The following is a 13,433-nucleotide window of genomic DNA, read 5'->3' as shown; positions in this document are numbered from 1 at the left end:
CCAAGCACAGCATTGTGGGGCGTATAACCTCACGCAATTGGCACTCCCGAATACCTGACCATGTATCCCATGACCCCTCGCCCGCTTGATCTGCTTTCCTTCCCGCTTTCCGGCATGAACCTGATCGAGGCCAGCGCCGGGACGGGGAAGACGTACACGATTGCCGCGCTGTATGTGCGCCTGGTGCTGGGCCACGGCGGTGAGGCGCGGTTGCCGCCCGAGGTGCTGGTGGTGACATTTACCGACGCGGCGACCAAGGAGCTGGCCGAGCGCATTCGCGCGCGGCTGCGCGATGCAGCGGCGGCATTCCGTACTGGCCACGCCGATGAACGTGATGTATTCCTCTGCAGCCTTTTAAATACATTCCCTGCAGAGCAATACCCTGATTGCGTATCACGGCTTGAGCTGGCGGCCGACTGGATGGACGAGGCGGCGGTATCGACGATTCACAGCTGGTGCTACCGCATGTTGCGCGAGCATGCCTTTGCCGCCAACAGCTTGCTGGAACTGGAGCTGGATCAGGACGAGAGCGAGCTGCAGGCGACGGCGGTGCGCGACTTCTGGCGGCAGTTTTTCTACCCCCTGCCTGCGGGCCTGCTGCTGACGCTGCTCGGCGAAAAAATCGGCACACCGGATGATTTCCTGAAGAAACTGGGTGATCTGCTGCGCACGCCCCCGCAGACGGTGTGGCAGGCCGACGGTAGCACACTGGCGCCCGACGCCCCGCCGCTGGCCGCGCTGCAGGACTGGCAAGGCCACCTGCCGGCACTGGAAGGCACCGCGCGCGCCGCCTGGCTGCAGCACTGGCAGGACGACGCAGCGGGCATCGTTCATGCACTGACCAGCGCCATCGAAGGCAAGCGACTGAATGGCGCCTCGTACAAGCTGGCGAATCTGGATGCCGATCTGGCGGCACTGGCACAGTGGGCAGCCGGCACGCTGGCGCTGCCGGACAAACTGGTGCAGAAGTACAGCGCCAGCGGCTTCAAGCTGAACAAGGACAAGGCGGCGCCCGAACACAAGGCCTTTGCCGTGCTGGATGCGCTGGCCGCGCACCTGCAAGCCAAGCCCGCCATCCCGCTGCCGCAGCTGTACGCGCACGCCGCCGACTGGGTGCGCACGCACATCGCACGCGCCAAGGCACAGCGCGCCCGGCTGGGCTTTGACGACCTGCTGCTGAAACTTTACGACGCGCTGCATGCCGATGGCGGCGATGAGCTGGCGCAACTGATCCGCCAGCAATTCCCCGTGGCCTTCATCGACGAATTCCAGGATACCGACCCGATCCAGTACGCGATTTTCCGGCGGGTGTACGGTATCAACACAGCCGAACCGTCGCGAGCAGGCGAAGGGCAAGGCGTGCCCGCAGCGAATGCCGGAATCGACCAATTGGGTCATTCCGGCATGAGCGAGGACACAACGCAGCCATTCGGCTGCACAGCAGGTTCGACGTTTGTGATGATTGGCGATCCGAAACAGGCGATTTACGCCTTTCGCGGCGGCGACATCCACACCTACCTGCGCGCCCGGCGCGAGGCCGGCGGCGCGCCGTGGATGCTGGGCACCAATTACCGCTCAAGCGCAGCGATGATCGCTGCGGTGAATGCGCTGTTTGCATTTGGAGAGCAACAGGATGCCGGCGCCTTTGCCTGCGGCAAGGACGACGCCAACGCCCTGCCCTTCAGCCCGGTGGGCCATACCGGCCGCGCGGGTGAATTGCTGCTCGACGGTGCGCCGCTGCCCGCCATGCAGTGCTGGGTCGGCGACGCGGTGCTGGACAATCAGGACGACTACCGGCAAGCCATGAGCGCGGCCTGTGCCAACGAGATTGCGCGGCTGCTGACGCTGGCGGCGGAAGGGCGAATGACCCTCAAGGGCCGGGCGCTGGCCGCCGGCGACATCGCCGTGCTGGTGCGCAGCCGCAAGGAGGCGCAGGTGGTGCGCGAAAAACTCGCGGCGTTGCGCATCGGCTCGGTGTTTCTGTCTGACCGCGATTCGGTCTTTGCCAGCGACGAAGCCTGGCAATTGCAGATCTGGCTGCAGGCCGCCTGCACGCCGCAGGATGAGCGCCTGGTGCGCGCGGCGCTTGCCACGCCGCTGCTGAGGCGTGGCGATGCCGAGATCGTGCGCATCCAGAGCGACGAGCTGGCGTGGGAAGAAGACCTGGAGCGTTTCCGGCTGTATCACCAGCTGTGGCAGGCGCAGGGCGTGCTGCCGATGCTGACCCGGCTCATCGCCGATTTCGCGCTGCCGGCGCGGCTGCTGCCGCTGTCCGGTGGCGAGCGCATGCTGACCAACGTGCTGCATCTGGCGGAATTGCTGCAGACCGCCGCCGAAACGCTGGACGGCGAACACGCGCTGCTGCGCTGGCTGCAGGAACACTGCGCCGACGCCGACGAGCAAGGCGCGGGCAACGATGCCCACATCCTGCGCCTGGAAAGCGATGCCGAGCTGGTGCAGGTGATCACCATCCACAAATCCAAAGGGCTGGAGTATCCGCTGGTCTTCCTGCCCTGCATGGGCGGCTTCAGCGAGGGCGGCAAGGGCGCGGCGCGCTACCACCACGACGGCCAGACCATCGTCGACATTCAGCCCAGCGACTTTGCCAAGGCACAGCGCAAGGCCGCCGAAGAACAGGAAGCGCTGCGCATTCTGTATGTGGCACTGACCCGCGCACGCGAAGCCTGCTGGTTGGGGCTGACGCCGTACCTGCATAGAAAAGCCGCCGGACTGCCCAGCAGTGCCATCGGCTACCTGCTGGGCGGCAAGCTCGACAGTGAAACGGCGGTGCGCGAGGCGATTGCCGCGCTGGGCAGCCCCGACTGGCACTGCGTGCCGCTGCCCGCCCCCGCGGCGCCACTGGCGGCCGGCAACACCAGCGCCAGCCCCGGCAGCGTGCGCCGTTTCAGTGGCCGCATCGAACGCGACTGGTGGATCGCCAGCTACAGCGCACTGACCAGCGAACGCACGCAGATGCCGCAGGTGTTCAACCCGACCGACATCCCCCGGCACGCGGTGATCGATGAGCTGCTGACCGAGTCGCCAGCCGCGGCCAGCACCCAGATTCCCTCGCTGCTGCGCGAATTTCCGCGTGGCGCGGCACCTGGCACCTTCCTGCACGAGCTGCTGGAATGGGCCGCCAACGAGGGCTTTGCCGAGCTGGCCGACAACAGCGACCGCACGCGGCTGCAGGTGCAGCAATTCTGCCAGCGCCGCGCGATGGCGGATTGGGGAGAAAAACTGGGCGACTGGCTGCTGGGCTTCATCACGCACCCCATCGCCCTGCCCGACGCGCCGCCTCTGCGACTGGCCGAGTGCCGCGAACTGCGCCCGGAAATGGAATTCTGGCTACCAGCAGGGTATTGCCCCACAGCCAAACTGGATAAAAGCGTAACAACCCATACACTAGCTGGTATCCAGCGGCCCGCGCTGGAGCCGGGGCTACTCAAGGGCATGCTCAAGGGCTTCATGGATCTGGTGCTGTGCCACGCCGGGCGCTATTACGTGCTCGACTACAAATCGAACCACCTCGGCGACAGCCTCGCCGACTACGCCCCCGCGGCGCTGCAGCACGCGATTGCCGAACATCGCTACGAGCTGCAGTACACGCTGTACCTGCTGGCGCTGCATCGGCTGCTGCAGGTGCGCATTGCCGATTACGACTACGACACGCACATCGGCGGTGCGATCTACCTGTTTCTGCGCGGGCTGAACCCCGACGATGCGAGCGCCGGCCACGGCGTGCACGCCGACAAACCGCCGCGCGCGCTGATCGAAGAGCTGGACGGGCTGTTTGCGAGCGAGGTGAGTCATGCGTGACGCCATCCTCGCGGCCTTTCCCGTGCAGCCCTTTCCGGCCAACCAAGCACTGATAACCGACACCTATGACGACGAAGGCACTGGTGCGCTCTTTGCCCGCCGCAACTGGGATGAACTGGAAGCTGCCGAACTGCGCAACACCTCGCTGGTATTTCTGAGCCCTGCGGCATTTGCCTATTACCTGCCGGCGCTATTACTGGCTGCGCTTGAGTATCCCGACAGCAATCTGGCGGGCAATCTGTGCCAGTATCTGGCCCCACCCAAAGGTGACCGGCACCGGCCCTCTTTCGCAGCATGGTGGGATCGACTAAGCGCTGAACAACAATCCGTACTTGTCAACTTTTCGAAAGGAAATTCAATATGGTAGAACGGTCACCAACCCGTGCTTCAGCCACTATCAAATTGCAGCTGTTTGCCCTGGTACTCATCGCACCTGCTGTGCTCACCTCGATGGGAAGCGCTCAAGCGGCCACGCCAGTTCCACATGCTGAACATTCGGGAAAGAACCAGCTTTCACCTTCCTGCCTGCAAGCGGCGTTAACCGCTATTGCGCAGTATCCGCGTACTGACACTAGCACGATCAGGATTACTGAAGCCGGTCAGCGCTGTTACGTGGCCATTCCGGCAATCACAAAGACCGCGGCTAAACTGCATGCACATGAACTGCGCTGCTCGAGCCGCACAATGTCTCCTGCTGATTTGACCTGCGAGAGGGCCAGCGCCAGTAACCAGCCCTATGGTGATCCAATTCTGGCAGAAGCCGAGTTATCAATCGCCTGCCTGCATGCAGCCGGGGCATTCCAGCAACTGCAGCCGGAACGGACAACATCGATGGATACCAGCGAAGAGCAGGGTATCTGCACCATTAGCACGAGTTCGTTCTACCTCAGAATGGATGATGCAGCCCCGCCCAACCTAGCGTTTGTTGATGTATGGGGAGGGACACGCTGCACCAGCCCTACCAGCGCGCCCAAAACATTGAGCTGCGATTACTGGCGCTAATTCAAGATGGCCAGAGTAGCTATTCCTCAGATATTGCTAGAGCAAGATCTTGAACAGCTGGCTGAGCAACTCGTCCAGCGAGATCATCGTCAGCGTCAGTGGCGCAACCGGCAGCAAGGTTGCGCCGACCAGCTGCAGTACCGTGCGCTTCGAAAAAGGCACCAGTTTCATTTCGGTGATGACAGTGAAACTGTTGCCCAGATCGGCCAGGGACTGGATATCCCCCGAGCCCAGCAAGGGTTCATCGGCCGGTGCGCCGCCGCGCAGCCATTTCTGGTCGAAGTCCCGCGCATAACGCAAGGCCAGCATGCCGACTTCACGGCTACCCTGGCGCCGTGCCTGGCTGAGCTGCATGCTGAACAGCAGCATCGGCAACAGCACCACGGCCACGGCGAAAGCCACCAGTACGGTCAGCTCGAGCCGGAATTCCAGCAGCTTGGCTCCGGTGTGGAAGATGCGGTCGGCAATCATCCCGGCCATCACCACGCCCTGAGCCGCCAGCAAGGGGGTAAAGGCATAGCTGATCGAGCCGAGAAACCCCATCCCGCCACAGCGATCAGGGTGTAAAGGACAAAGTTGCAGGCGGATGCGGGACACCTGCCACAGAAAACGGATCCAGATGAAAATGCGGTAATACCAGCGCAGCAGCAAAAACTGGAATAGCGGCAGGCTGACGCAACCCAGCCACCAGCCGGCCAGCGTCGGGACAAAATGCCCCTCTGCCATGCCGGCATACCAGCTGCTGACCTCGAGTGCCGTCTGGGTACGCCAGATCACGCCGACACCGACCACATACACCAAGGCCAGCAGGATCACTTCGGCCGTCAGGGAATTGCGCCAGCGCAGCGCCGAGGCGATGGCATCGTCAAAGCGTTCCCGGTCTGCCTCGCTGACCAGACCGCGCAGCACGAACTGCCCGATCACCGGCAGCATGCGCTGATGCACGATCAGCTCGGCCACCACCAGCAGGGGCAAGGCAATCAGCAGGCGGACATGGATATCGATGCTGTACAGAAACGGCAGCGCCACCTGGCCGCCCCAGGCCGTACCGGCCTGCACGGTCAGCAGCAGCAGCGGCAGCCAGGCCACGCCGGTCAGCACCAGGATGCGCCGACTCAGCAATTGCAGGGTATCGCCGGACAGATGCGCCCGCAGCAGCAACTGATAGAGGGGACCACCGAGGACAAGTGAAAAATCCGCCTCCTGCGGCGTGAGGGAAGCAAGCGTGTTGTCTGAGCTCATGCTGGGCATCCTGCAGGTCAGTACGGCGAGGGTCGGCATTCATTGCTGCTTTGAGCATAGTTCTTTCGCACTGCAGCATTGCTGCCGTCTGGCAGGAATGCCGATTTGGTAATTCGCGGTGGCGGCATTACCATCTGACGCATCACTGACTGTTTAGCGCCCTCATGGATCGACTGCCCGAATCGCTGGCTGCCCTCACCTTTCTCGCCCCGCTCGATCGCGCGCTGGCGCAGCTGCTCGCCAGCGAGGCCAATGCCGGGCCACGGGTGCAGCTGCTCGCCGCACTGACCAGCCGCGCGCTCGCCAGCGGGCATGTCTGTCTGGAACTCGAGCGCCTGTTCAGCGACCCCGACAGCCTGTTCACCGGCGCGGATGACGCGAGCGATTCGCCCGAGAAGGCGCCGCAGCCACCTTCCGCGCAGCTAGCGCCCTGGTTCGCCGGCCAGACACCGGCCAGTTTAGCCGCCGCGCTGGCGGCGGAAACACTATGCGTCGGCGACGGCAACGCCACCACGCCACTGGTGCTCGATGGCTTGCGCCTCTATTTGCTGCGCAACTGGCGCATGGAGCAAGCCTTGGCACAGGCCGTGGCTGGCCGGCTGGCGGCGGGTACTGCCGACATCCCCGCGACACTGCCCGCGCAGCTGGCCACCCTGTTCGCCGGCAACACCCAGGACCCGGACTGGCAGCGCCTTGCGGTGGCGCTGGCCACGCGCGCGCCGCTGCAGGTGATCACCGGCGGGCCGGGTACCGGCAAGACGACGACGGTGCTGCGGCTGTTGGCCCTGTTGCAGGAGAACGCCCTGTACGCTGACGATGGCCGCGCGCTGCAGATCCGGCTGGCGGCGCCGACCGGCAAGGCTGCTGCGCGGCTCTCCGAATCAATTCGCAAGGGTATTGCCCAGTTACCCACCAGTGATCTGGTCAAGAGGCACATCCCCGACAGGGTATCCACCCTGCACCGCCTGCTGGGTGCGCAAGCCGGCACACGGCGCTTTCGGCACCACGCGCAAAACCCGCTTCCGGCAGACGTGGTGGTGGTCGATGAAGCCTCGATGATCGACCTCGACCTCGCGCATTCGCTGTTCATGGCGCTGGCACCGAACACCCGGCTGATTCTGCTGGGCGACAAGGATCAGCTGGCCTCGGTCGAAGCCGGCGCCGTGCTGGCCGAGCTGTGCCGCGAGGCCAGCACCGGTGCGTATTCGCCAGCAACGCTCGCCTGGCTGGCCCAAGCCACCGGCCAGCACATCCCGCAGCCCTACCACGGCCAGGGCTCGCCGCTAGCGCAGCAGACGGTGATGCTGCGCGAATCACGGCGCTTTGCCAGCGACAGCGGCATCGGCCAGCTGGCCACAGCGGTGAATGCCAATGATCCTGAAACGGCACTGCGACTACTGGAAGCGGGCAGCGAAGACATCGCGCAGCTGGCGCTGGCGCCCGGCGCCGGCGAGCTCGCCGGGCTGCTGACGGGGTCGCAAGGCAGCTACCGCGCCTTTTTGCTCACCCTGGCGCAACCACCGGCCACGGCCTGCTGGGCCGCAGGTGAACTGACTACCGAGTGGGCCGCATGGCTGAAAGCCCTGCTGCTCCGTTTTGACGACTGTCGCGTGCTGTGCGCGCTGCGCCAGGGGCCCTGGGGCGTGAGCGGGCTGAACACCCGCATTGCCGCATGGCTGCAGGACGCGGGCCTGCTGACGCTGCCCGCGCAGGCACACAACCAGTGGTATGCCGGACGGCCGGTGCTGGTGCTGGCCAATGATTACGGCTTGAACCTGATGAATGGCGACATCGGCATTACGGTGGCGCTGCCTGCGCCGGAGGGCAATGGCGTCGTGCTGCGCGTGGCCTTTCCGGAGGATTCGGACACCGGCGTGCGGCTGGTGTCGCCCGCGCGGCTCGCCAATGTCGATACGGCCTGGGCGATGACGGTGCACAAGTCGCAGGGCTCGGAATTCGGCCATGCGATCCTGCTGCTGCCCGATCGCGACAGCCCGGTGCTGACCCGCGAGCTGATCTACACCGGCATCACCCGCGCCAAATCGCGCTTCACCCTGGCCGGCCCGCAACTGGCCCTGCTGCCGCAGCTGATTGCACGGGCAACGCGCCGTAGCAGCGGGCTGGGCGCGCAACTTGACCGACTCTGGAAAACGCCATGACCCGCACGCTCCCGCTCCTGGTCACTACCTTGCTGGCACTGTGCAGCTGGCCCGCGCTTGCCAACCCCTTGCTTAATTGCCCCGAAGCGGAAAGCAGCGCCCTGCAGCAGGCATCTGCCAAAGTCAGCCGCGTGGCGCCACACACGCTGCAGATACGCTGGCGCAGGGGCGTAGCGCAATTCACCGACCAGCCGCCGCACGATGAGCCATTGTCCGGCCGGCACTGGTTTTATTGCGGGCAGGATGCCGCCAGCGGCCTGCACCTGATTCGACTTGAGGACGGATCACTGTTCAGTGGCGTACTGTTTGACCCGACCAGCGGCCGGCGTATTGCTGCTGGGCATACCGTGCTATTGGCGCCGGGGCGCCAGCATTTTCTGGCCATCCGCCAGCCCGACGGGCTGGATGGCGAAGCCTGGCTGCTGCGCAATCGCAAGAATCGCACGCTGTGGCAGGGGCCGAATCTGATCACCGCCGGCAGCCGCAGCCTGGCCGAACTCAGCGACCCGCACTGGAATCCGCAAGGCAAGCTCGCGGCGACGCTGCGCTGCCACAGCAGCCCGGAGCAAACCCACTCCGTCAGCCTGCAATCAGGCCAGTGGCAGCCCCTGCCCGAATGCGCCCGCCAACCCCGGTAAGCCCGCGCAACCCCGCGTAACAGTTCGCGCGAAGGCAATATTCTTTGACGCGATGCAAAGTGACAAGCCGGCCAACTGCGTATAAATTCCGCCACTTTTTAGTAAAACGACAAGGCAGGAATTACCGTATGGCCCCGACCTCGCAGGAAACCATCGTACGCGACCAGACCTCCAACCCCGCCCCGCTGGGCTTGCTGGGCTTTGGCATGACCACCATTCTGCTGAACCTGCACAATATCGGCCTGTTCGGTCTGTCCAGCATGATTCTGGCGATGGGGATTTTCTACGGCGGCATCGCGCAGGTGATTGCCGGCGTGATGGAATGGAAAAAGGGCAATACCTTCGGCACCGCTGCCTTTACTTCCTATGGCCTGTTCTGGCTGAGCCTGGTGGCGCTGATCCTGATGGGCCAGCACGGCGTGGGTGATGCAAATTCCGCGGCCGCCATGGGCAGCTACATGCTGATGTGGGGGTTGTTTACCGCTTGCCTGTTCATCTGCACCCTGCGCATGAATCGCGCGACCCAGGTCATTTTCGGCTCGCTGGTATTGCTGTTCCTGGTGCTGGCCGTGGAAAAATTCACCGGCAACGAAGCACTGCAAGCGCTTGCCGGCTGGATTGGCCTCTTCTGTGGCGGTTCAGCGTTCTATTCGGCGATTGCCCAGATCATGAACGAAGTTCATGGCCGCGACGTGCTGCCGCTGGGTCAGGGCGCGCACTAAGCCGCATGCTGAGGACAATAAAAACGGTGGCATCGCCACCGTTTTTTATTGCCTGCTCCAGCCTTTACTTGCCGGTCAGTTGCTGCGCCAGCACAGCCGGGCGCGCAATCGCTTCGCCCTGGCTGGCAAAGACTTGCTGCTTGCCGCCTTCCTGCATGCCGGCTTCAAGCTTGCGGTTTTTCGGGTCGATCAGCAACCAGCCCAGATCACCATTCTTGGCCGTGGCCAGCGAATACAGCACGCCGTCCGGGCTGGCCTGAATCGCGCCGGCATCCTTCATCAGCGCCAGATACGCCGGCAGCTGGTCGCCCAGCAGTTTTTGCAGCTCCGGCATCAGCGGGCTCACCGGCATGAAAAGGCCCAGCTGGGCGGGTGTCTGGCCAGCCATGCCAGCCAGCACCTGCCAGTCGCCATGGGCTTTCAGCACCTGATCGGCCAGCTCGGCGGCCTTGGCCTTCATCTGGCTGGCGACGGCGCTACTCTGGATGCCCAGTGGCGCCAGCACCTGATCCGCCTCGCTGGTGAACTGGCTGATCGCCTCATTGGTCTGGTTCTTGACCTCGCTGACCACCTGTCCGGCCACGGCCGAAGCGGCCTGTTTGGTCAATTCGCTGGCCTGCTCGCAGGCGCTCAGTCCGGCAATGGCCGCAGCGACCAGCAGCAATCGGGGTAGTCGGGAATTCATCAGTTTGCTCCTCACAGGGTTACCGGCGTTTCGACTGCCAGCGGCGTCGCCAGTTCCACCAGTATGGCAGGCGATCAGCACCGCGCTGATACACCAGCCCCCATACCCATGCATGCATTATCAGAAAAGGGCTGCATAAACATACCCTTCGCAACACTCACAAAAGCAGGAACCAGCGCAACACAAATACCACAGCGCCACAAAAAGAACGTTCGTTCTACTTTACTTTAACGCGGGCTTCGCTATCATACAGAACAATCGTTCTACAAACCGGAACTCACCATGACACCCTGCCCGCGTTTCCGTCTCAGCGATAGTGCCCGCGCCCAGCGTTTTGCGCTGAATGTCCCATTTACCATCCTCGAGTTGCTGGCGCAGCCGCGCCTCACGGGTGCCTCGCGCCTGCTGGATCAGGATGATCTGGCTGTGCTCTCGCCGCTGCAACGCGAGCAGGCTCGCGTCTGGCTGGGGCTGTATGTGGTGAGCGATGGCAAGGGAACCATTACCGGCATCTACCGCATGCCGCACCGCAAGGGCTGCGACGGGCAGGACAAGGAAATGCCGCAACTGGCCGCGCGCACCCGCTTTGGCTGGATGCAGCATCAGGCTCTGGCCAGCGTGGCCTGAGCCTGGTCGATCCAGCGGCGTGGGCTTATGACTGCGCGGCAGCTTCGCGCACCATCAGCCAGGCTCGCACGTCGAATTCCAGCTGCGCGTAGGCCGGCTCCATATGCAGGCACAACTGGTAGAAGGCCTTGTCGTGGTTTTTCTCTTTCAGGTGCGCCAGCTCGTGTACCGCAATCATGCGCAGGAAGGCTTCGGGCGCTTCGCGAAACACCGTTGCGATGCGGATTTCGTTCTTGGCCTTGAGCTTGCCCCCCTGCACGCGGCTCACATGGGTGTTGGTACCCAGCGCGTGCTGCACCACCCGGATCTTGCTGTCATACAGCACCTTGCTCACCGGCGGTGCATTGCGCAAATAGCGCTGCTTGAGTGCATTCACATAGTCATACAGCGCCGCATCGCTTTGCACGGCGTGGCGCTCGGGATACTTGCGCGCCAGATGCGCGGCCAGCTTGCCCGACTCCAGCAGCGCCAGCGCCTGCTGCTGGATCTCCGCCGGGTAGGCCGCCAGATAATTCGGCGCGCCCATCAGGCATGCGCCTGGGTTTGGGTAAGGCGCGGAAAGGCAATCACATGGTCGATTTCCATGCGGATGCCGATGGCTTCGCCAAGCTGATGATCATGGTGGCTGGGCACCAGCGACAGCAGCTTGTGGCCGGATGGCAAGCCCAGCGTATACAGGAACTGCGCGCCGCGGAACGCCTTGCCCAGCACGGTGGCACGCAGCGGGCTGGCATCGTCATGGAGAATGTCATCGGGGCGTACCAGCACATCGATTAGCCCGTCGCCCAGGCATTCCGGGCAGCAGCTGCGTGGCACAAGCGAGCAGATCTCGCCCAGCTCGAATTCCACACACTGCGGGCCGGTCACCTTCCCCGGCAACAGCACGCCTTCACCGATGAAATTGGCCACGAAACGGTCTGCCGGCTCATGGTAGAGCTCGTAGGGGGTGGCCCACTGCTTCATCACGCCCTGATGCATCACCCCCACCTTGTCAGCCACGGCAAAAGCCTCGTGCTGATCATGCGTCACCAGCAAGGCGGTGGTACCGGTTTGCTTGAGAATCGTGCGGACTTCCTGCCCCAACCGCTCGCGCAGTTCGACATCAAGATTGGAAAACGGCTCGTCCAGCAGCAACAGCCGCGGCCGGGGTGCCAGCGCACGCGCCAGCGCCACCCGCTGCTGCTGCCCGCCGGACAGTTCGTGCGGGTACTTCGCGCCCGAACCTGCCAGGCCAACCAGCTCCAGCAGCTCACCCACACGGGTTTCGCGGGCAGCAGCAGCCAGCCCTTTCAGGCCGAAACCGATATTGCCGGCAACCGTGAGGTGCGGAAACAAGGCATAGTCCTGGAACACCATGCCAATGCCACGCGCCTCGGCCGGAATATGGCGGTATAACGAGCTCAGCAACTGACCGTCCAGCGAAATCTCGCCGGCCAGGATGCGTTCCAGTCCGGCAATCGCGCGCAAGACGGTCGTCTTGCCGCAGCCGGAATGCCCGAGCAGGCAGCCGATTTCACCCTCGGCCACGCTGAAATCCAGCGCATCCACGACCATGGCTTTGCCAAATGCCAGCCGGATCCCGGCAACCTGCAATCCTGCGCCTGCCATGCTCACACTGCCACCGGCGCCTTGATGGCCGGATGCGGGTCGTAGCCTTCCAGCGTGAAATCGCTGTAATCAAAGGCAAACAGATCCGTCACGGCCGGATTGAGCTTCATCTGCGGCAGCGGCCGGAAATCCCGCGAGAGCTGTTCGCGCACCTGTTCGAAATGATTGGCGTAAATGTGGCAATCCCCGCCAGTCCAGACAAAATCACCGGGCTGCAGATCACATACCTGCGCCAGCATCAGCACCAGCAGGGAATACGATGCGATATTGAACGGCACCCCCAGGAACAGGTCGGCACTGCGCTGGTACAGCTGGCAGGAGAGTTTCCCGCGCTGATCGGCATCACCGGGCTGCGCCGGGGCAACATAGAACTGGAAGAAGGCATGGCATGGCGGCAGCGCCATGTTGTCGATTTCGCCGACATTCCACGCCGACACAATGATGCGCCGCGAATCCGGATTGGTTTTCAGTGTGCGGATGACCTCGCCGATCTGGTCGATGTGGCGGCCATCGCGCGTCGGCCAGTTGCGCCACTGATAGCCATAGATCGGCCCCAGTTCGCCATCTTCGGCGGCCCACTCGTCCCAGATGGAGACACCACGCGCTTTGAGCCAGTTGTTGTTGGTTTCACCGCGCAGGAACCATAGCAGTTCGTAGATTACCGATTTGAGGTGAACTTTCTTGGTGGTCACCAGCGGAAAGCCCTGCGAGAGATCGAAGCGCATCTGGTGACCGAATACCGACACGGTGCCGGTGCCGGTACGGTCTTCCTTTTTTACGCCGTGCTCGAGCACGTGGCGCAGGAGGTCGTGATATTGCTGCATGCAAAGCTCCGCAGAGGCTGGAATTCAGAAGGAGGTGATTGTAGCGAGCGCAGCGCGGGGGGGAAAGGCGCAAGGATTTACACTATCGGGTATCTGGCTAGAGTATT

The 13,433-nt window shown here is 63.5% G+C and carries 12 protein-coding genes; 7 read left to right on the top strand and 5 right to left on the bottom strand.

What is annotated here, in order from left to right; translation table 11 throughout:
- Window positions 1–60 precede the first annotated feature (60 nt).
- Genes INR99_RS05120 through INR99_RS05110 form a run of 3 tightly spaced genes read left to right on the top strand, consistent with a single transcriptional unit; the run spans window position 61 to window position 4,821 of the window.
- Window positions 61–3,819 carry a UvrD-helicase domain-containing protein gene (locus INR99_RS05120; RefSeq protein WP_228098088.1) on the top strand — a complete coding sequence of 1,253 codons (3,759 nt, stop codon included), beginning with the start codon at window positions 61–63 and terminating at the stop codon, window positions 3,817–3,819.
- Complete coding sequence (locus INR99_RS05115) at window positions 3,812–4,186, top strand: DUF6714 family protein (protein WP_194115250.1); 375 nt, start codon at window positions 3,812–3,814, stop codon at window positions 4,184–4,186. The genes INR99_RS05120 and INR99_RS05115 overlap by 8 nt, the downstream gene beginning before the upstream one ends.
- Window positions 4,180–4,821: a hypothetical protein gene (locus tag INR99_RS05110; RefSeq protein ID WP_194115249.1), complete on the top strand. Its 642-nt coding sequence runs from the start codon at window positions 4,180–4,182 to the stop codon at window positions 4,819–4,821. Before INR99_RS05115 ends, INR99_RS05110 begins: the two co-directional genes overlap by 7 nt.
- Before the next feature lie 36 nt (window positions 4,822–4,857).
- On the opposite strand, the gene INR99_RS05105 is transcribed toward INR99_RS05110, so the two are convergent.
- Window positions 4,858–6,063, bottom strand: coding sequence for a hypothetical protein (locus tag INR99_RS05105; RefSeq protein WP_194115248.1), 1,206 nt, complete (start codon window positions 6,061–6,063; stop codon window positions 4,858–4,860).
- A 164-nt stretch (window positions 6,064–6,227) separates the two neighbouring features.
- On the opposite strand from INR99_RS05105, the gene recD reads away from it, so the two are divergent.
- The 3 genes from recD (at window position 6,228) to INR99_RS05090 (ending at window position 9,582) form a co-directional block, all read left to right on the top strand.
- Window positions 6,228–8,222: an exodeoxyribonuclease V subunit alpha gene (gene recD, locus INR99_RS05100; protein ID WP_194115247.1), complete on the top strand. Its 1,995-nt coding sequence runs from the start codon at window positions 6,228–6,230 to the stop codon at window positions 8,220–8,222.
- The gene (locus INR99_RS05095) at window positions 8,219–8,860 is read left to right on the top strand and encodes a hypothetical protein (RefSeq protein WP_194115246.1); all 642 of its coding nucleotides are present in this window, start codon (window positions 8,219–8,221) and stop codon (window positions 8,858–8,860) included. The genes recD and INR99_RS05095 overlap by 4 nt, the downstream gene beginning before the upstream one ends.
- A 128-nt stretch (window positions 8,861–8,988) precedes the next feature.
- The gene (locus INR99_RS05090; RefSeq protein WP_194115245.1) at window positions 8,989–9,582 is read left to right on the top strand and encodes an acetate uptake transporter; all 594 of its coding nucleotides are present in this window, start codon (window positions 8,989–8,991) and stop codon (window positions 9,580–9,582) included.
- A 64-nt stretch (window positions 9,583–9,646) separates the two neighbouring features.
- Here the strand turns inward: INR99_RS05090 and INR99_RS05085 are convergent, their stop codons facing one another.
- Entirely contained in the window at window positions 9,647–10,267 is a 621-nt protein-coding gene (locus INR99_RS05085; RefSeq protein WP_194115244.1) for an Ivy family c-type lysozyme inhibitor, read from the bottom strand.
- A 282-nt stretch (window positions 10,268–10,549) separates the two neighbouring features.
- Between INR99_RS05085 and INR99_RS05080 the strand changes: the two genes are divergently transcribed.
- A complete protein-coding gene (locus INR99_RS05080) occupies window positions 10,550–10,894 on the top strand; it encodes a hypothetical protein (protein WP_194115243.1) in 345 nt (114 codons plus the stop codon).
- A 25-nt stretch (window positions 10,895–10,919) separates the two neighbouring features.
- Here the strand turns inward: INR99_RS05080 and INR99_RS05075 are convergent, their stop codons facing one another.
- Genes INR99_RS05075 through INR99_RS05065 form a run of 3 tightly spaced genes read right to left on the bottom strand, consistent with a single transcriptional unit; the run spans window position 10,920 to window position 13,326 of the window.
- A complete protein-coding gene (locus tag INR99_RS05075; RefSeq protein WP_194115242.1) occupies window positions 10,920–11,420 on the bottom strand; it encodes a M48 metallopeptidase family protein in 501 nt (166 codons plus the stop codon).
- Window positions 11,420–12,502: an ABC transporter ATP-binding protein gene (locus INR99_RS05070; RefSeq protein ID WP_194115241.1), complete on the bottom strand. Its 1,083-nt coding sequence runs from the start codon at window positions 12,500–12,502 to the stop codon at window positions 11,420–11,422. Before INR99_RS05070 ends, INR99_RS05075 begins: the two co-directional genes overlap by 1 nt.
- 2 nt (window positions 12,503–12,504) lie before the next feature.
- Window positions 12,505–13,326 carry a thymidylate synthase gene (locus tag INR99_RS05065; protein WP_194115240.1) on the bottom strand — a complete coding sequence of 274 codons (822 nt, stop codon included), beginning with the start codon at window positions 13,324–13,326 and terminating at the stop codon, window positions 12,505–12,507.
- Window positions 13,327–13,433 lie beyond the last annotated feature (107 nt).

The sequence above is a fragment of the Chitinilyticum piscinae genome (assembly GCF_015223195.1).
Taxonomy (GTDB): Bacteria; Pseudomonadota; Gammaproteobacteria; order Burkholderiales; family Chitinibacteraceae; genus Chitinilyticum; species Chitinilyticum piscinae.
Note: the sequence above shows the minus strand (reverse complement) of the source record. Positions and strands in the feature narration are given on the sequence as shown.

Bases quoted from the DNA above. Each gene is read 5' to 3' on its own strand.
- INR99_RS05120 (WP_228098088.1), top strand. From the start codon at position 61: ATGTATCCCATGACCCCTCGCCCGCTTGATCTGCTTTCCTTCCCGCTT.
- INR99_RS05115 (WP_194115250.1), top strand. From the start codon at position 3,812: ATGCGTGACGCCATCCTCGCGGCCTTTCCCGTGCAGCCCTTTCCGGCC.
- INR99_RS05110 (WP_194115249.1), top strand. From the start codon at position 4,180: ATGGTAGAACGGTCACCAACCCGTGCTTCAGCCACTATCAAATTGCAG.
- INR99_RS05105 (WP_194115248.1), bottom strand. From the start codon at position 6,063: ATGAGCTCAGACAACACGCTTGCTTCCCTCACGCCGCAGGAGGCGGAT.
- recD (WP_194115247.1), top strand. From the start codon at position 6,228: ATGGATCGACTGCCCGAATCGCTGGCTGCCCTCACCTTTCTCGCCCCG.
- INR99_RS05095 (WP_194115246.1), top strand. From the start codon at position 8,219: ATGACCCGCACGCTCCCGCTCCTGGTCACTACCTTGCTGGCACTGTGC.
- INR99_RS05090 (WP_194115245.1), top strand. From the start codon at position 8,989: ATGGCCCCGACCTCGCAGGAAACCATCGTACGCGACCAGACCTCCAAC.
- INR99_RS05085 (WP_194115244.1), bottom strand. From the start codon at position 10,267: ATGAATTCCCGACTACCCCGATTGCTGCTGGTCGCTGCGGCCATTGCC.
- INR99_RS05080 (WP_194115243.1), top strand. From the start codon at position 10,550: ATGACACCCTGCCCGCGTTTCCGTCTCAGCGATAGTGCCCGCGCCCAG.
- INR99_RS05075 (WP_194115242.1), bottom strand. From the start codon at position 11,420: ATGGGCGCGCCGAATTATCTGGCGGCCTACCCGGCGGAGATCCAGCAG.
- INR99_RS05070 (WP_194115241.1), bottom strand. From the start codon at position 12,502: ATGGCAGGCGCAGGATTGCAGGTTGCCGGGATCCGGCTGGCATTTGGC.
- INR99_RS05065 (WP_194115240.1), bottom strand. From the start codon at position 13,326: ATGCAGCAATATCACGACCTCCTGCGCCACGTGCTCGAGCACGGCGTA.